The following is a 15,988-nucleotide window of genomic DNA, read 5'->3' as shown; positions in this document are numbered from 1 at the left end:
GAAGCTCGGCGAGCGCGGCCGCATCCTGATCCGCGCCAGCGGCACCGAGCCGGTGATCCGCGTCATGGCCGAGGCGGAGGACGAGGCGCTGGTCAACGACACGGTGGAGACCCTGGCGGAGGCCATCCGCGCGCGCGCCAAGGTTCCCGCGTGAAGGGCCGCGTCCTGATCGTCGCCGGGTCGGACAGCGGCGGCGGCGCGGGCATCCAGGCCGACATCAAGGCGGTGACGGCGCTCGGCGGCTTCGCCGCCACCGCCGTCACCGCCCTGACCGCGCAGAACACCGAGGGCGTGCACGGCGTGCTGCCGATCCCCGTCGCCTTTATCCGCCAGCAGATCGAGGTGGTGCTGCGCGACATCGGCGCCGACGCCTTGAAGACCGGCATGCTGCACGACGTCCCGACGATCGAGGCGGTTTGCGACGCGCTGGCCGCCGAGGCGCCCGGCCTGCCGCTGGTGGCGGACCCGGTCATGATCGCCAAGGGCGGCCACCCGCTGCTGCAGGCGGACGCGGTCGAGACCCTGAAGCGCCGGCTGCTGCCGCTGGCGGCCGTCATCACGCCGAACCTGCCGGAGGCCGAGGTGCTGCTCGGCCGCCCCATCCCGGATGCCGCGGCGATGCCGGAGGCGGCGCGGGCGCTGCTCGGCATGGGCCTCCGCGCCGTGCTGCTGAAGGGCGGCCACCTGGAGGGCGAGCGTCTCGTCGACATCCTGGCGGCGCCCGGGGGGATCACGCGCTTCGAGGATGCGCGGATCGAGACCCGCCACACCCACGGCACCGGCTGCACCCTGGCCTCGGCGATCGCCGCCGGCCTGGCGCAGGGCATGGCGCTGGTCGACGCGGTGGCGCGGGCGCGGGCCTATGTCCGGGCGGCGATCCTGGCGGCGCCCGGCCTCGGCCGCGGCCATGGGCCGCTCGGCCACGGCGTGACGCTCGACCCGGCGCGGCTGGCCGGCCTGTGATGCGCCGCTTCCCCTTCGTCACGGTCGACGTCTTCACCGACCGGCGGTTCGGCGGCAACCAGCTGGCGGTCTTCCCCGATGCGCGCGGCATCACGGATGCCGAGATGCAGGCGCTGGCGGCCGAGCTGAACCTTTCGGAGACCACCTTCGTCCTGCCGCCCGCCGACCCCGCGAACACCGCCCGGGTCCGCATCTTCCACCGCACCGCGGAGATGCCCTTCGCCGGCCATCCCAACGTCGGCACCGGCTTCGTCCTCGCCGACCGTGCGGTGGACGGCCTGCTGCGCTTCGAGGAGATCGCCGGGCTGGTCGAGGTGCGGCTCGACCGCGGCGCGGCCGGCGCGGTCTCCGGCGCCACCATCGCCGCGCCGCAGCCGCTGGCGATCGGCGACGCGATGCCGGTGGAGCTTGCCGCCGCCTGCGCCGGGATCGCGCCGGAGGGCATCGTCACCGCCCGCCACCCGCCGACCATCGCCGCCGATGGCGGCAATCCGCGCCTGCTGCTGGAGGTGACGGCCGAGTCGATGGCCGCCGCCGCGCCCGACCTGCCGGCCTTCCGCCGCGCGGTGGCGGCGACGCCCGCGCTCGGCGGCAAGCTCTCACTCTACCTTTATCGCCGGGACGGTGCCGGGCTGCGCGCGCGGATGTTCTCGCCGTTGTCGGGCACCTGGGAGGATGCGGCGACCGGCAGCGCGGCGACGCCGCTGGCCGGCTTCCTGCTGCACCTGTCGGGCGCGGAAGCGGGCGCCTGGGACATCCTCCAGGGGATCGAGATGGGCCGTCCGAGCCTGCTGCGCACCACCGCGCGGCGGACCCCGGAGGGCATCCGCGCCACGGTCGGCGGCGGCTGCGTGCCCGTGCTGCGCGGCGAGGCGATGCTGTGACGCGGCCCGCCGGGAGCGCGGCCGCGGCGCGCGGCCAACCCTGACGCACGACGTTCCGACCGGTGGCCCGCGGGGACGGGGCGCCAAATGGCGCCGGCCGCCGATGCGGCGAGGCCAGGCCCTGCGGCGGCACGGCGCCCGGCGTCCGAGGGGCACGAGGGCACGGGCTTCGCGCGCTCGGCATCAGTCCGCCGGCGGCGGCTCCCGCTCCAGCCAGCCTTCCACGTAGGCCTTCTTCACCAGCACCATCCCGAGCGCCGAGAGCGGCGCCGCCAGCGCCACGCCGAGCAGCCCGAACAGCGCCCCGGTCAGCACCTGGACGATCAGCAGCAGCGCCGGCGGCAGGTCGGCGGTGCGGGCCTGCACCATCGGCGTCAGGAAATTCCCCTCCACCGTCTGCACCGCGACGATCAGCCCGACCACCCAGAGGCCGAGGATCGGCTGTTCCGTGACCGCCAGCAGCACCGCCGGCACGCCGCCGATCACCGGGCCGAGCACGGGGATGAAGTTCAGCAGGCCGATGATGGTCGCCAGCAGCCCGGCCAGCGGCACGCCGAGCGCCCAGAGCCCGAGCCAGGTCAGCGTGCCCGCCACCACCATGGCGAAGGCCTGGCCCAGCAGCCAGCCGCGCAGGGTATGCGCGATCTCGGCCAGCGTGTCCTGCACCCGGCCGTCGAGCCGCGGGTCGAAGAGGCTGCGCAGGCCCGAAAGATAGCCGCCCGGCTGCACCGCCAGGTAGAGCGCCACCAGCACCACCAGGACCAGGTTGCCGAGGCTGCCGAGCGTGCTGCCCGCCGCCTTGGCCGCGGTGGCCGCGGCATTCTCCACCCCGCCGCTGCCCATCAGCTGGCCCGGCGCCGCCTGGCGCAGCACCCAGTCGCCCCAGGCGGTGCCGGCCAGGCGGCCGCGCAGCGTCTCGATGCTCTTCGGCAGGGACTGCGCGAACTGCGTCGCCTGCTCGGCCAGCGGTCCGGCGGCGGCCCAGGCGGCGAGGCAGAGCGCGGCGACCACCAGCAGCGCCACCAGCAGCACCGCGGCCCAGTCTGGCATCCCGGTGCGCCGTGCCAGCGGCTCGGCCCCGGCGCGCAGCGCCAGGGCCAGCAGCACCGCGGCGAAGCCGAGCAGCGGGACCTCCGGCACCAGCCAGAGCAGCAGGAGGAGCAGTCCGAGGAGGACCAGCACGGAGCCTTGCGCACGCGTCATGACGGGCGAACGGACGGTGGCGCTGGCGGTTCCGCTGGCGGACCGGATTGCTGCGGGCCGCGGCATCCGCGTCGCGTCAGTCGGCGCGGATGTTCGCCTCCCGCACCACCCGGCCGTGCAGGGCGAACTGGCCCTCGAGGAAGCCGGCGAACTCCTCCGGCGTGTTCGGCCGCAACAGCCCGCCGAGCGCCACCAGCTTCTCCGCGACCGCCGGCTCGGCCGCGGTCGCGTTCAGCGCGGCGTTCAGGCCGCGGCGGATCTCCTCCGGCGTGCCGGCCGGCAGGAAAATGCCGTTCCACTCATAGGTCTCGAAGCCCGGCAGGGTCTCGGCGACCGCCGGCACGCCGGGCAGGACCGGCACGGGCTCGCGGCCGGTATGGGCGATGACGCGCGCGGTGCCGGCGCGGAAATGGCCGACGCTGCCGGGGACGTTGCTGAACTGCAGCTGGATGCGGCCGGTCACCATGTCGTTCCGCGCCGCCGGCGCGTCGCGGTAGACCACGTGGCTGATCTGCACCCCGGCCATGGCGTTGAACAGCGCCAGGGTGATGTGCTGGGCCGAGCCGATGCCGGAGGTCCCGGCATCGATCGTCGCCGGCGCCGCCTCCGCCGCCGCGATCAGCTCCGCCACCGTGCGCGGCGCGAAGTGGTGGGACCCGACGATGGTGTTCGGCGTGACCAGCGACAGGAAGACGGGCAGGAAGTCGCGCCGCGTGTCGTAGGGCAGCTTCGGCCCGAACAGCGCCGGGTTCACCGAATGCGCGGTCGCGTCATAGAGCAGCGTGTGGCCGTCGGGCGGCGCGCGGGCGACGACCGAGGCGGCGATGGTGCCCGCGGCGCCCGGCCGGTTCTCCACCACGTAGCTTTGCCCGCTGCGTTCCGACAGCCGGCCGAAGAGCAGGCGGCAGACGATGTCGGCGGTGCCGCCGGCGCCATAGGCGTTGACGACGCGCACCACCCGCGCCTGGCCCCGGGCGGTGGCGGGAGCGGCCAGGGCGGCTCCCAGCAGCGCGCGCCGGCGCATCTCAGGCCGAGGTCGGCATGAAGCGGAAGCCGTCGCCCCAGCGCGTCAGGTGTCCGGTGGAGGGGGAGGGGAAATGCGCGGTGCAGAGCAGCCGGCCGCTGTCGCACTGGTGCTCGAGGAAGCGCCGCCGCGTCACCGCCGACTGCGCCTGGTCGGTGTCGGCGCGCATCGACAGCTCGGGGTAGCGCGCCTGCAGCGGCGAGTGGATCAGGTCGCCGGTCAGCACGCCGGTGGTCTCGCCCTTGCCGAGCTCGACCGCGTAGTGGTCCGGCGTATGGCCCGGCGTCGGGATCAGCCGGACATGGTCGTTCAGCGCGGCGTCCGTCCTCACCATCTGCGCCTGCCCCGCGGCGACGACGGGCAGCACGCTGTCCTCGATCACCGGGTTCGGCGCGCGCGCGTGCTCGGCTTCCCAGTAGGCGTACTCCTTCTCGCCGAAGACGTATTTCGCGCGCGGGAAGGTCGGCACCCAGCGGCCGTTCTCCAGCCGGGTGTTCCAGCCGACATGGTCGACATGCAGGTGCGTGCACATGACGTAGTCGATGTCGTTCACCGAGACGCCGGTCGCCGCCAGGTTCCGTTCCCAGGTATCGGCGGTCTTCATGTGCCAGAAGGGCCGGGCCGGGCGCGGCTTGTGGTTGCCGACGCAGGTATCGACCAGGATGGTGTGGTGCGGCGTGCGGACGAGGTAGGACTGGATGCAGAGCCGCAGCTTGCCCGTGGCCCTGTCGATGGCGCCCTGCTCCAGCCAGGGAAGGTTCTCCTCCAGCACCTCCCGGGTCAGGGAGGGGAAGAACTCCAGCGGGTCGAAGAGCGGCGTCTCCTCCTCGATCACCCGGTGAATTTCCAGGTCGCCCAAGCGGAACTGCGTGCTCATTTTCCATCCCCCGTCCGTTATTCGGGCGAGTGTACCGCCTCAGGCCCGGCGCGCCACCACCGCGACCGGGCCGCCGCCATCGGGGCCCTGGTGCTCGGCGCCGCCGCTGACGAAGAGGTCGGTGCGGCCGACCGCGCCGGCGATCACGCCGCCGACCAGGGCGCGCGCATGGCGCGTCGCGTTGATGTCGCTGTCGTCGGCCATGATGTGGCGCCGGCCGCGGATCAGCCCGGTGGAGGAGGGCTCGGCCTTGGCCAGCACCGCCACCAGCCTCTCGCGCGCGGCCGCCGGCACCTGGCCGTCCTCGGTCGGCAGGCCGGCGGCGCGGAGGGCGGCATGCACCGCGGGCAGGTCGATGGCGTCCTGCATGACGGCATGGGCGATCGCCAGGTCGCCGCCCCAGTCCGGGCTGTTGCCCAGCACGATGACCTCGCACCTCAGCAGCTCGACGCCCGCCGAGGTGCTGGCGCGGCCGGAGAACAGCGACCAGTCGGCGCCGATCGCCGCCTCCGGCACGCTGTCCACCTCGCCGAGGGCGAGCGCCACGCCGAGCGCCGCGGCGCCGCGCGACAATCCCATGGAATGATAGGTGTCCTCGGTCGCCACCGTCCGGCCGCGGGCGCGGGCCGCGGCGATGCGCTCGCTGGTCAGCAGCGGGCATTTCACCTGGACGTAGTGGACCTCGGCGGGATCGGCGATGCCGGCCCCGGCCATGGCGGCGCGGGTGGCGGCGGCGGTGGCCTCGACCTGCGGGCCGCGGCCCAGTTCCTCCGGCGCGAAATCCCGGGTGAAGGCGGTGCCGATGGCGAGCGCGCTGGCCGGCTCGGCCGCCGCCGCCGCGGTCACCGAGAGCACCAGGAAATGCGGCGAGAGCCCGCCCTCCGTGCCGCCCGACATGACCATGGCGACGCGCGCGGCGACGCTCTCCGGCGCCTCGCCCAGCCGCCGCCCGAGCATCAGGGACAGCGCCTGCACCGCATAGGCGCGGGTGAAGTCGTTGACGCAGCCATTGCCCTCGGTCTTGCCGAGCACGGCGACGACCTCCTGCGGGTCGAGCGCGCCGGCATCGAACAGCGCCTCGATCGACGCGGTGTCGCCAGGATGGCGCATGGGGACGCGGTGGAGCAGGGCGCGGCGCGCGGGCATGGGTGGTCCGATCGGCTGGTTCGGTGGCAGCATAGCGGCGGCACCCAGGGAGGCGAGGCATGTACGAGACGCGCGAACGACCAGGCGACGGCTACCGCTACATCCCGGCGGTCTTCCAGTATTCGGCGGGCGTCGCGGCGCTGCCGGGCTTCCGGATCGAGCGGGTGCGCTTCGCCGAGCCGGTGCCGATGGCGGCCGGCTTCGCCCGCATCGCCGACTACCTCAAGGGCATCGGTCGGCCGCTCTCCGCCTTCTGCCAGTGCGAGCTGCGCTCGCCCGGCCAGTTCACCGAGGCAGGCTTCCGGCAGTTCAACCTCGGCTATGCCAAGGTGCTGGGGGAATGGGGGATCCTGACGGGCAGCGACAACCCGGTGGCGCGCAGCAATGTCTGCCCCGAGCTGACCCCGCCGGCCGAGCCCGCCTTCCATGCCTTCTCCTGCACCCTGCCCGATGCCGGCGCCGCGCCGAGCTTCGCCACCGCGGGCAGCGGCGAGAGCACCGAGGGCAAGGGCAGCTACGAGGAGCAGACCATCGCGCTGGGGGATGTCTCCCCCGCCGGGCTGCGCCGGAAGGCCAGCTTCGTGCTCGGCGAGATGGAGCGGCGGATGCAGGCGCTCGGCGGGTCCTGGGCCATGGCGACGGCGGCCCAGGTCTATACCATCCACGACATCCATCCCTTTCTCGGCGACGAGCTGGTGGCGCGGGGCGCGGGGCGGCACGGCGTGACCTGGCACCACTGCCGGCCCCCGGTGGTCGGGCTGGAATACGAGATGGACGTGCGCGGCCTGCCGCTGGAGCGGGTGATCCCGGGCTGAGGGACGGGATTCCGTTGCGGTTCCGGGCATTGCGGCGTATAGGAATATGGTCAACGGCCCCGCCATGCCCGGGCGGGGCGAGGGCGGGTTTGAAAAGCTGAAATCCTCAAATCCTCAAGCCGGGATCGCGCCGGGCCCGGGTTGGCCCGGGCCTGGCGCCGATCCCGGCCGGATCGGCCTCAACTTTCTTGAGCGAGGTTGAGGCGAATTGAGGTTGAAGAGTAAAATCCCGGGCCGGGACGGGGTATGTCCGGAACGGCCGGGAAGACGGCATTTTCCCGTGGGACGCGGGCGTCCGACCCCTGACCCGTTCCGGCGCGCCCGGCACCCTCCGCGTGGCGCCAGCCGGCCCGCAGCAAGGCAGGGAGGGGTTCGCGGAGGGAGTGGACTTGCCGCCCGATCCTGCCCTCAGAAGCTCACCACCGGCTTCGCCCTGGCCTCCGCCGGCACCTCGAAGAACCGCTCCGGCGCGAAGCCGAAGGGTCCGGCGAGCAGGTTGCCCGGCACCGTCTGGATGCGGGTGTTGTAGTCCTGCACGGCGTCGTTGAAGAACTGCCGGGCGAAGGCGATGCGGTTCTCGGTGGTCGCCAGCTCCTCCTGCAGCGCCGTCATGGTGTCGCTGGCGCGCAGCTCGGGCACCGCCTCGGCCAGGGCCAGCAGCCCCTGCACCTGGCGGCCCAGCGCGGCCTCGGCCGCGGCGCGGGCGGGGATGTCGGCGCCGGCGGCGGTGGCGGCGCGGCGGGCCTCGAGGATGCGGTCGAAGATCCCGCTCTCGTGCTTCATGTAGCCCTTCGCGCTTTCCACCAGGCCGGGGATCAGGTCGCTGCGCCGCAGCAGCTGCACGTCGATCTGCGCCCAGGCGTTGCGCACGCGATTCCGCGCGGCGACCAGCCCGTTGTAGAGCCAGGCCAGCAGCACCAGCAGCAGCACGACGATCCCGGGGATCCACCAGGCGGACATCGCAGGCTCCTTCAAAGGCGGAGGACGAGGGAGGCGAGGGCGGCCCCGCCCATCACGGAGAAGAACGAGGCGCCGGCCAGCAGCAGCCCCACCATGACGACCAGCGCGCCGAACAGCGGCACCAGCAGCGCCAGCAGGAAGACCACGAGTGCCGCCTTCCAGCCCGGCAGCGCCGCGATGCCGCGCAGCCCGGCAAGGAGGCCGCCGCCCGGTGCCGGGCCGGCGCCGAGCGCGGCCAGGCGCGCCAGGCGCCGGCCCGGCGCCGGCGTCAGCGCCGCGACCATGCTGGCCCTGGCACGGAAGCCCTTCGCCGCGTCGTGCTGCGGCGCGTGGAAGAAGCCGAGCTCCTGCAGCGCCCCGCCCGGCGGCAGGCCGTCCGCGTCGATCCGGCGGAGCGCGCCGGCCAGCGCTTCCGGGTCGCGCAGCAGCTGCACCGCGACGGCATCGGCCAGGTAGCGCCGCGCCCGCCAGAGCAGGCCGAGCGGCCAGCCGAAGACGAAGAGCATCCAGAGCGAAACGAGCAGCTTCTGCACCAGGGTCAGCAGCATCCAGGGCAGCAGCGGCGCCACCAGCAGCGCGCCGAGCGGCGGCCAGCGCTCGGCGAGGCTCATCACCCGGATCATCTGGTCCATGGACTCCGGCGCGGTGCTGGCGGCGAGGCCGGTGGTCAGCGGCCCGGCCCGCGCCGCCGGCAGCAGGCCGAGCACCGCGCGGGCCAGGTCGCCGAGCGTGGTCCAGGCGGCGCGGCGGAAGGGCAGGTCGAAGACCAGCACCATGGCGCCGAGCGTGCCGAAGACCGCCTGCACCGCGGCCGCCAGCCGCAGGTCGCCGCCGCCGAGGGAGCCGACGAGATGCGCCGCCACCCCCTGCGTCTCCCGCCGGTCCAGCCGTTCCAGCAGGCCGCGCGTGGCGATGATGGCGGCGTCGCGGTGGGAGGCGCCGAAGGCCGCGGCATTGGGCTCCGCCGCATCGACCAGCAGCAGGCGCGGGGTCGGCAGGCCCGCGGCGAGCGAGAGCTCGGCCAGGATGTTGCCGAGCTGGCGTTCCTCCGCATCGGCCTCGCGCGGCGCGCGGGCGGCAAGGTCTGCGGCGGCGGCGGCGACGGCGCTGCGGCGCTGGAAGCCGGCCAGCCGCGCCCAGATGAGCGCGCCGAGCAGCATCCCCGGCAGGACGAGCTGCGCCGCGTGCAGGAAGGAAGGGATGGCGGCGCGGGTGCCGACGGCTCCCTGCGCGTCGAGGATGTCGAGAGCCTGGAAGAAGGCATGGACGCAGCCGCCGATCCAGGCATCGAGCGCCTGCAGCGCCGCCAGCATCGCCGCGGGCGCCAGCCCGATCCAGGCCAGCAGCTTCAGGCCGAGCGCCAGCAGCAGCAGCACCAGCGGCCCGGTGATGGTGCTGAGCACCGCGCCGAGGCCGGCGGCCAGGCCGAGGCAGAGCAGCGCCCAGAGCCGCGCATGGCGGCGGCGCCGGGCCTGCTCGGCGAAGAAGGTCGTGCGCTCCGCCGGGGCGGCGGCGAGATCCGGCATCGTTCCGGCTTACACGGGAACCGGGCGCCGGGACGGAGGCTGGAGCGAAAGTGACGCCGGGCGCGTCGGGCCGGCGCCGCCCCGCGGTCAGGCCGCCAGTGCCGGCTGCGCCCAGCCGGCGGAACCGCGGCCCACCGCCTCGCCCACCAGCAGCAGGGCCGGGCCACCCTGGACCCAGGCCGGCGCCTCGGCCGCGATGGTCTCCAGCGTGCCGCGCAGCACCCTTTGCCGCGCGGTGCCGCCGCGCTCCACCACCGCGGCCGGCGTCGCGGGGGAAAGGCCCTGGGCCACCAGCCCGTCGCGGATCTCCCGCAGCATGGTCAGCCCCATGTAGATCGCCAGGGTCTGCCCCGGCCGCACCAGGCCGGAGACGTCGACGCTGCCGTCGCGCCGGTGGCCGGTGACGAAGGTCACGGCGCGGGCGGCGTCGCGGTGGGTGAGGGGGATGCCGGCGCCGGCGGCGCAGGCCAGTGCGGCGGTCACGCCGGGCACCACCTCGCAGGGGATGCCGGCTGCGGCGAGCGCCTCGGCTTCCTCGCCGCCGCGGCCGAAGACCAGCGGGTCGCCGCCCTTCAGGCGCACGACGCGCTTGCCCGCGCGGGCGAGGCGCACCAGCAGGGCGTTGATCTCCTCCTGCTTCATGCAGTGGTTGGCGCGGGCCTTGCCGACGAAGATGCGCTCGGCATCGCGCCGGGCGAGCTCCAGCACCTCCTCGGTGCCGAGCCGGTCGTGGACGATGACGTCGGCCTCGCCCAGCAGCCGCAGCGCCCGCAGGGTCAGCAGGTCGCCGGCGCCTGGCCCGGCGCCGACCAGGTGCACGATGCCAGGCGGCGCGGCGTCGGCGCCCTCGAGCGCCCGGGCGAAGGCGGCCTCCGCCTCCGCCTCGCGGCCGGCCATGGCGAGGTCGGCGGCCGGGCCGGACAGCGCCGCGTCGAGGAAGCGGCGGCGGGCGACGAGGTCCGGCAGGCGGCGGCGCACCGCGGACTTGAAGCGGTCCGCGAGCGCCGCGACCCGGCCGAGGCCCATCGGCAGCACCGCCTCGATCCGCTGGCGGACCTGCCGCGCCAGGACCGGGGCGGCGCCGCCGGTCGAGATGGCGATGGTCATGGGCTCGCGGTCGATGATCGCCGGCATCAGCGCGGTGCAGAGCGCGGGCTTGTCGACGACGTTGACCGGGATGCCCCGCGCGCGGCAGGCCTCGGCCAGCGCCAGCAAGTCGGGGTCGGCCGCATCGGCACCGATGGCGATGGCGCAGCCGTCCAGCAGCGCCGGCGCGAAGGTCGCGGCGAAGCGGATCTCGGCCCCGGCCTGCCGCAGGATGGCGGCCTTCCGCTCCGCGACCTCGCCGGTGCCGAGGACGAGCGCCACCCGGCCCTTGAGGTCGAGGAAGACGGGGAAGTGCAACATGCAGGCGGGCTCCGGCTCGGGTGCGGTAGATGGCCGGGCGGGCCGGTGATCGCAACACGTGGTGCGAAGGAAGATTGGGGAGGCAACGGTGTTTCCTCCCGTGGGACGCATGCGTCCAATCCCTCCATCCCTTTTTGTGGGTCGGGACCCGCCACACGACGGGTGCCGACCCGCAGAAACAGATGAGGGGGCCTGGGGGAGAACACTTTGCTCCTCCGGCCTTTCTTCAGGCCGCCGACATCGCCGGGTTGGCATGCCGCGCATGCAGGAATTCCAGCACCGCCGTGCGCGCCGCGACGAAGGCCGGGTCGGCCGCCAGCGCCAGCCTGTTGCGCGGCCGCGGCAGTTCGACCTTGAGGATCTCGCCGACCGTCGCATTCGGGCCGTTGGTCAGCATGACGATCCGGTCCGACAGCAGCACGGCCTCGTCCACGTCGTGGGTGATCATCACCACGGTGGTGCCGCGGGCGGCATGGATCTCCATCACCTGGTCCTGCAGGTGGGCGCGGGTCAGCGCGTCGAGCGCGCCGAAGGGCTCGTCCAGCAGCAGCACCTTGGGCCGCATCGACAGCGCGCGGGCGATGCCGATGCGCTGCTTCATGCCGCCGGAGATCTCGGCCGGGCGCTTGTCCTTTGCCGGGGTCATGTGGACCAGCGCCAGGGTCTCCATCACCCATGCGTGCCGCTCGGCCTTCGACATCTTGCGGCCGACGGTCTGGTCCACGGCGAGCCGGATGTTTTCGTAGCAGGTCAGCCAGGGCAGCAGGCTGTGGTTCTGGAAGACCACGGCGCGGTCGGGGCCGGGGCCGTCGATCTCCTTTCCTTCCAGCACCACGCCCCCGGCGGAGGGCGGCAGCAGCCCGGCGATGACGTTCAGCAGCGTCGACTTGCCGCAGCCGGAATGGCCGATGACCGCGACGTACTCGCCGCGGGCGATCTGCAGGTCCACCTGCCGCAGCACCGGGACCGCACTGCGCGGGAACTGGATGGAAAGACGGGAGATGTCGAGGAAGCGGTCCATGCCGGTGTCTCCCGTTATGCCGCCGCGGTGCCGCGGGTGGCCAGCCGGCCGGCCAGCGCCACGATCCGGTCGAGCGCGAAGCCGACCAGGCCGACATAGACCAGCGCGACGATGATGTCGGAAAGGTTGGAGCTGTTCCAGGCATCCCAGACGAAGAAGCCGATGCCGACGCCGCCGATCAGCATCTCGGCGGCGACGATCGCCAGCCATGAGAGGCCGATGCCGATGCGGAGGCCGGTGAAGATGTAGGGCGCGGCGGCCGGCAGCACGATCTTCCAGAAGAAGGCCGGGCCGCGCAGGCGGATCACCGCGGCGACGTTGCGGTAGTCCTGCGGCACGTTGCGGACGCCGACCGCGGTGTTGATGATGATCGGCCACACCGAGGTGATGAAGATGACGAAGATCGCGCTGGGCTGCGCTTCCCGGAAGGCGGCGAGGCTCAGCGGCAGCCAGGCCAGCGGCGGCACCGTGCGCAGCACCTGGAAGATCGGGTCGAGCCCGCGCATGGCGAAGGGCGAGGTGCCGATCAGCAGCCCGGTCAGGATGCCGGCGATGCCGGCGATGGCGAAGCCGAGCGCGACGCGCTGCAGGCTGGCCGCAAGATGCCAGAACAGCCCCTTGTCGAGCCCGCCGCGGTCGAAGAAGGGATCGGTGATCAGGTCGTAGCTGTCGGCCCAGACCTTGGAGGGCGGCGGCAGCGTCGCGGCCGGCCCGCTGGCGAGGAATTCCCAGAGGCCGAGGAAGACGGCCAGGATCATCACCGGCGGGATGACACTGGCCAGCACCGGCGTGATGCGCGACGGCTGCGGCAGCCTGGCCAGCAGCGGCCGGGACATCTGCGCCGGGGCCGGCGCGGGCTTGGTGGAGACGGCGGTCATCTCAGGCCCCCGCGAGCTTCTTGATCGAGAGCGAGGCCAGGTAGGCGGCCGGGTTCTCGGGGTCGAAGACCTTGCCGTCGAAGAAGGCCTCGCGGCCGCGGCTGGTGCCGCTCGGCGTCTCGGCGGGCTTCACCCCGGCCATTTCGGCGGCCTCGCGCCAGAGCGCCTGGCGGTTGACCTGGGTAACGAGCGCCCTTGTATCGGTAGCCTCCGGCAGCACGCCCCAGCGGATGTCCTCGGTCAGGAACCACAGGTCATGCGAGGGGAAGGGGTAGCTGGCATGGTCGCGCCAGAACTTCATCAGCAGCGGCGAGCCTTCGACCTTGCGGCCGTCGCCGTAGTCGATGTTGCCGAGGCTGCGCTGCAGGATGTCGGCGACGGGGACGTTGAACCAGGCGCGCTTGCCGATGATGGCGCACATCTCGGCCTTGTTGGCGGCCTCGTCGCACCAGCGCTGCGCCTCGATCACCGCCGCCGTCAGGGCGCGGGCGGCGTTCGGGTGCTTCTCCACCCAGTCGCCGCGCATGCCGAGCGACTTCTCCGGATGGTCGCGCCAGAGCTCGCCGGTGACGGCGGCGGTGAAGCCGATCTTCTGGTTGACCAGCTGGTCGTTCCAGGGCTCGCCGACGCAGAAGGCGTCCATGGTGCCGACCTTCATGTTGGCGACCATCTGGGGCGGCGGCACGACGATGGTCTGCACGTCCTTGTCCGGGTCGATCCCGGCGGCAGCCAGCCAGTAGCGGATCCACAAATCGTGGGTGCCGCCGCGGAAGGTCATCGCGATCTTGCTCTCCGGCGTCAGCGACTTCCTCAGCGCCGCGGCGTCGACCGTCGGCTTCAGCGGCTTGTGCTTCTCGGCGACCGAGAGCGCCTGGCCGTTGGTGTTGAGCCGCGCCAGGATCACCATCGGCACGGGCTGGCTGTTCTGCGTGACGCGCCCGGTGGTCATCAGGTAGGGCAGCGGCGTCAGGATATGGGCGCCGTCGATGCCCCCGCGCTCGCCGCCCAGCACCAGGTTGTCGCGCGTCGCGCCCCAGCTGGCCTGCTTCGAGACCTCGACATCGGGCAGGCCATGCTTGGCAAAAAGACCTTTCTCCCTGGCGATGATCAGCGGCGCGGCATCGGTCAGGGCGATGTAGCCGAGGGTCGCCTTGGTCACCTCGGGCTTGGTCGAGGCTTGGGCGAAGGCGCCGCGCTGGGTGGCGGCGCGGGCGACGGCCAGCAGCGCGGCGGTGGCCGCGATGGCGTTGCGGCGGGTGAGGCTCATCGGCGGGTCTCCGGCATCGGGGCGAGTGGCAGGTCGGCGGGTGGTGGGTTGGGGGCGGGGGGCTCGACCTCCCGCAGGCGGGCGGCGGCGGCCCGCCAGATGTCCTGGCGCCAGGGGGTGAGGGCGGTGGCCTCGGCGATACCGGGCGGGATGTGGCCCCAGCGGCGCATCTGCCGCAGCCACCAGCCCGCCTGCTCGCGCCGCGGCAGGGTGGCGGTGCGGAAGCGCAAGGGGGCCGCCTGCATGAACCCTTCGGCGGTGCCGTCGAAGGCGGCGCCGATCGCGCCGGCGGAGAGATCGGGGAAGATGCGGCGCTGCAGGATGTGCACCGCCTCCGCCTTGTTCTCCGGCTCGTCCAGCCAGCGCGTCGCGGCGATGGTGGCGGCGGTGCAGGCGGTGGCGCTTTCCGGGTCGCGCAGCGCATAGCCGGCGGCGAAGGCCAGCACCTTCTCCGGATGGTTCGGCCAGATGTCGCCGGAGGAGAGCGCGATGGTGCCGGCGCCCCGTTCCGCCGCGTGGCTGCCCCAGGGCTCGCCGGCGCAAAAGCCGTCGATGGCGCCGTCCGCCAGCCGCTGCGCGCAGAGCGCGGGCGGGACCACCACCAGCCGCAGGTCGCGGTCGGGGTCGAGCCCGGCCGAGGCCAGCCACCAGCGAGTGAGGTAGTTGTGCGACGAATAGGGGAAGACGACGCCGAGCGTGACCGGCCGGCCGGCGTCGGCGCGCCGTCGTGCCACGGCGGCGAAGGCGGCGGCCGGCAGCGGCCGGGGGAAGCGGCCGATCTCGGCGGCCAGGGCGCGGGAGATGGTGAGCGTGTTGCCGTTGGCACCGAGCCCGGCGCTGACCGTGACCTGCGCCTTGACGCCGTCCAGCCCCGCCGAGAGGGCGATCGGCATCGGCCCCAGCAACTGCGCCGCATCCAGCGCGCCGAAGGCCAGCTTGTCGCGGAGCGCCGCCCAGGCGCTCTCGACGGAGAGGCTGACGCGCAGCCCGACGGCATCGAAGAGGCCCAGTTCCTCGGCGACCAGCAGCGGCGCCGCATCGGTCAGCTGGACGCAGCCGAGCCGGAGCGTGCGCGCGGCGTGGCGCCGCTGCGCACGACGGGGGCCGGTCAGGTCGGGGGCCAGGGTCTCGGATGGCACGCGGGCGGACCTCCGGCCGGGAAGGCCAGGTGCGGACCGCCATTGGACCGCGGGCAACGGGGGTGCGGCACGCTCCGGGGAGGTGCGCCGGATCGGCAGGCCCGCGCCATTGCGGGCCGTCGCGTCGCGGCAGGAAAACCGGAATGGAGACGATCGTCAAGCGAATTGCGTGAACTTTGAGCAAGAGACCGGAAATTTCGAAATTATGACTAATTTTAGCTCGTCATTTCGGGTTTTTGCCCATTATTGAGGCGGCTACGGTACCCAGCTTTTGCCCGCGATCCATCGCCATCCGCCGCAGGCGCCGATAGGCCTCCGGCTCCGTCATCCGATGCTTCTGCATCAGCACCGCCTTGGCGCGGTCGACCAGCCGCCGCTCCTCGAGATCCTGGCGCGCCGCGGCCAACTCGTCCCGCAGCGCCTGGTGGGCGCGGAAGCGGCGGATCGCCACCTCGATCACCGGCCGCACCCGCGCCGGCGCCATGCCTTCCACCACATAGGCGGCGACACCGGCCTCGAGCGCCGCCTCGATCTGCTCGGGCTCGGCCTTTTCGGCGAAGAGCACCACCGGGCGCGGCTCGTCGCGGTGCAAGGCCCGCATGCCCTCCAACTCGTCGCGGGAGGGATCGTCGAGGCCGCAGACGATGACCTCGGCGCCGCTGTCCCGCACCGCCCGGGTCAGCCCCGCGGTGCCGCCCACCACGCCCACCACGACGCAACCCGCGGCGACCAGCCCGGCCTCGACGGCCGCCGCGCGATCGCCATCGCTGTCCACAAGCAAGACTCGCAGAGTCACGGTCCCCCGACACCTCGGGCCGCAGCCGGCCCTTGCGACTGTCCCCATGCGACCGGCAAGGCACAGATCGTGCCGCGATACG

Annotated in this window: 15 protein-coding genes and 1 pseudogene; 4 read left to right on the top strand and 12 right to left on the bottom strand. The window is 73.5% G+C overall.

Translation table 11 applies throughout. The features are described 5' to 3' along the window. From E2C06_RS14595 to E2C06_RS14585, 3 genes and pseudogenes are all read left to right on the top strand, one after another. Positions 1–154, top strand: a pseudogene (locus E2C06_RS14595) (phosphoglucosamine mutase); the annotation flags it as partial. Then, positions 151–963: a bifunctional hydroxymethylpyrimidine kinase/phosphomethylpyrimidine kinase gene (gene thiD / locus E2C06_RS14590; RefSeq protein WP_133289340.1), complete on the top strand. Its 813-nt coding sequence runs from the start codon at positions 151–153 to the stop codon at positions 961–963. The pseudogene E2C06_RS14595 and the gene thiD, both read left to right, overlap by 4 nt. After that, positions 963–1,847, top strand: coding sequence for a PhzF family phenazine biosynthesis protein (locus E2C06_RS14585; RefSeq protein ID WP_133289339.1), 885 nt, complete (start codon positions 963–965; stop codon positions 1,845–1,847). The genes thiD and E2C06_RS14585 overlap by 1 nt, the downstream gene beginning before the upstream one ends. A 183-nt stretch (positions 1,848–2,030) precedes the next feature. On the opposite strand, the gene E2C06_RS14580 is transcribed toward E2C06_RS14585, so the two are convergent. The 4 genes from E2C06_RS14580 to atzD form a co-directional block, all read right to left on the bottom strand. After that, a complete protein-coding gene (locus tag E2C06_RS14580; protein WP_165982396.1) occupies positions 2,031–3,029 on the bottom strand; it encodes an AI-2E family transporter in 999 nt (332 codons plus the stop codon). A gap of 97 nt (positions 3,030–3,126) precedes the next feature. Beyond that, positions 3,127–4,074 carry a Bug family tripartite tricarboxylate transporter substrate binding protein gene (locus E2C06_RS14575; RefSeq protein WP_133289337.1) on the bottom strand — a complete coding sequence of 316 codons (948 nt, stop codon included), beginning with the start codon at positions 4,072–4,074 and terminating at the stop codon, positions 3,127–3,129. 1 nt (position 4,075) lies between these two features. Continuing rightward, a complete protein-coding gene (locus E2C06_RS14570; protein ID WP_133289336.1) occupies positions 4,076–4,951 on the bottom strand; it encodes an MBL fold metallo-hydrolase in 876 nt (291 codons plus the stop codon). 39 nt (positions 4,952–4,990) lie between these two features. Continuing rightward, on the bottom strand, positions 4,991–6,097 hold the full coding sequence (gene atzD, locus E2C06_RS14565; RefSeq protein ID WP_133289335.1) for a cyanuric acid amidohydrolase: 1,107 nt from the start codon (positions 6,095–6,097) through the stop codon (positions 4,991–4,993). Between the two features lie 59 nt (positions 6,098–6,156). Between atzD and cnbZ the strand changes: the two genes are divergently transcribed. Continuing rightward, a complete protein-coding gene (gene cnbZ / locus E2C06_RS14560; RefSeq protein WP_133289334.1) occupies positions 6,157–6,912 on the top strand; it encodes a 2-amino-5-chloromuconate deaminase CnbZ in 756 nt (251 codons plus the stop codon). Between the two features lie 408 nt (positions 6,913–7,320). Here the strand turns inward: cnbZ and E2C06_RS14555 are convergent, their stop codons facing one another. The 8 genes from E2C06_RS14555 to E2C06_RS14520 all read right to left on the bottom strand — a co-directional run bounded on the left by E2C06_RS14555 (position 7,321) and on the right by E2C06_RS14520 (position 15,906). Beyond that, a complete protein-coding gene (locus E2C06_RS14555) occupies positions 7,321–7,872 on the bottom strand; it encodes a LemA family protein (protein WP_133289333.1) in 552 nt (183 codons plus the stop codon). 11 nt (positions 7,873–7,883) lie between these two features. After that, positions 7,884–9,398, bottom strand: coding sequence for a M48 family metalloprotease (locus E2C06_RS14550; protein WP_133289332.1), 1,515 nt, complete (start codon positions 9,396–9,398; stop codon positions 7,884–7,886). Positions 9,399–9,485: 87 nt separating this feature from the next. Next, positions 9,486–10,805, bottom strand: coding sequence for a siroheme synthase CysG (gene cysG / locus E2C06_RS14545; RefSeq protein WP_133289331.1), 1,320 nt, complete (start codon positions 10,803–10,805; stop codon positions 9,486–9,488). 226 nt (positions 10,806–11,031) lie between these two features. Beyond that, on the bottom strand, positions 11,032–11,826 hold the full coding sequence (locus tag E2C06_RS14540; protein ID WP_133289330.1) for an ABC transporter ATP-binding protein: 795 nt from the start codon (positions 11,824–11,826) through the stop codon (positions 11,032–11,034). 14 nt (positions 11,827–11,840) lie between these two features. Further along, positions 11,841–12,704: a nitrate ABC transporter permease gene (gene ntrB, locus E2C06_RS14535; RefSeq protein WP_133289329.1), complete on the bottom strand. Its 864-nt coding sequence runs from the start codon at positions 12,702–12,704 to the stop codon at positions 11,841–11,843. Between the two features lies 1 nt (position 12,705). Next, the gene (locus tag E2C06_RS14530; protein ID WP_133289328.1) at positions 12,706–13,971 is read right to left on the bottom strand and encodes a CmpA/NrtA family ABC transporter substrate-binding protein; all 1,266 of its coding nucleotides are present in this window, start codon (positions 13,969–13,971) and stop codon (positions 12,706–12,708) included. Beyond that, positions 13,968–15,110: a CmpA/NrtA family ABC transporter substrate-binding protein gene (locus E2C06_RS14525; RefSeq protein WP_165982395.1), complete on the bottom strand. Its 1,143-nt coding sequence runs from the start codon at positions 15,108–15,110 to the stop codon at positions 13,968–13,970. Before E2C06_RS14525 ends, E2C06_RS14530 begins: the two co-directional genes overlap by 4 nt. Positions 15,111–15,333: 223 nt before the next feature. Next, on the bottom strand, positions 15,334–15,906 hold the full coding sequence (locus tag E2C06_RS14520; RefSeq protein WP_241671285.1) for an ANTAR domain-containing response regulator: 573 nt from the start codon (positions 15,904–15,906) through the stop codon (positions 15,334–15,336). Between the last annotated feature and the right edge of the window lie 82 nt (positions 15,907–15,988).

The sequence above is a fragment of the Dankookia rubra genome, from assembly GCF_004355005.1.
Classification (GTDB): Bacteria; Pseudomonadota; Alphaproteobacteria; order Acetobacterales; family Acetobacteraceae; genus Paracraurococcus; species Paracraurococcus ruber_A.
The sequence above is the reverse complement of the archived record's forward strand: the minus strand, read 5'-3'. Positions and strand labels throughout refer to the sequence as shown.

Coding starts and splice junctions, on each gene's coding strand:
- cnbZ (WP_133289334.1), top strand. CDS start 6,157: ATGTACGAGACGCGCGAACGACCAGGCGACGGCTACCGCTACATCCCG.
- E2C06_RS14530 (WP_133289328.1), bottom strand. CDS start 13,971: ATGAGCCTCACCCGCCGCAACGCCATCGCGGCCACCGCCGCGCTGCTG.
- E2C06_RS14555 (WP_133289333.1), bottom strand. CDS start 7,872: ATGTCCGCCTGGTGGATCCCCGGGATCGTCGTGCTGCTGCTGGTGCTG.
- E2C06_RS14585 (WP_133289339.1), top strand. CDS start 963: ATGCGCCGCTTCCCCTTCGTCACGGTCGACGTCTTCACCGACCGGCGG.
- E2C06_RS14575 (WP_133289337.1), bottom strand. CDS start 4,074: ATGCGCCGGCGCGCGCTGCTGGGAGCCGCCCTGGCCGCTCCCGCCACC.
- atzD (WP_133289335.1), bottom strand. CDS start 6,097: ATGCCCGCGCGCCGCGCCCTGCTCCACCGCGTCCCCATGCGCCATCCT.
- E2C06_RS14550 (WP_133289332.1), bottom strand. CDS start 9,398: ATGCCGGATCTCGCCGCCGCCCCGGCGGAGCGCACGACCTTCTTCGCC.
- ntrB (WP_133289329.1), bottom strand. CDS start 12,704: ATGACCGCCGTCTCCACCAAGCCCGCGCCGGCCCCGGCGCAGATGTCC.
- E2C06_RS14570 (WP_133289336.1), bottom strand. CDS start 4,951: ATGAGCACGCAGTTCCGCTTGGGCGACCTGGAAATTCACCGGGTGATC.
- cysG (WP_133289331.1), bottom strand. CDS start 10,805: ATGTTGCACTTCCCCGTCTTCCTCGACCTCAAGGGCCGGGTGGCGCTC.
- E2C06_RS14540 (WP_133289330.1), bottom strand. CDS start 11,826: ATGGACCGCTTCCTCGACATCTCCCGTCTTTCCATCCAGTTCCCGCGC.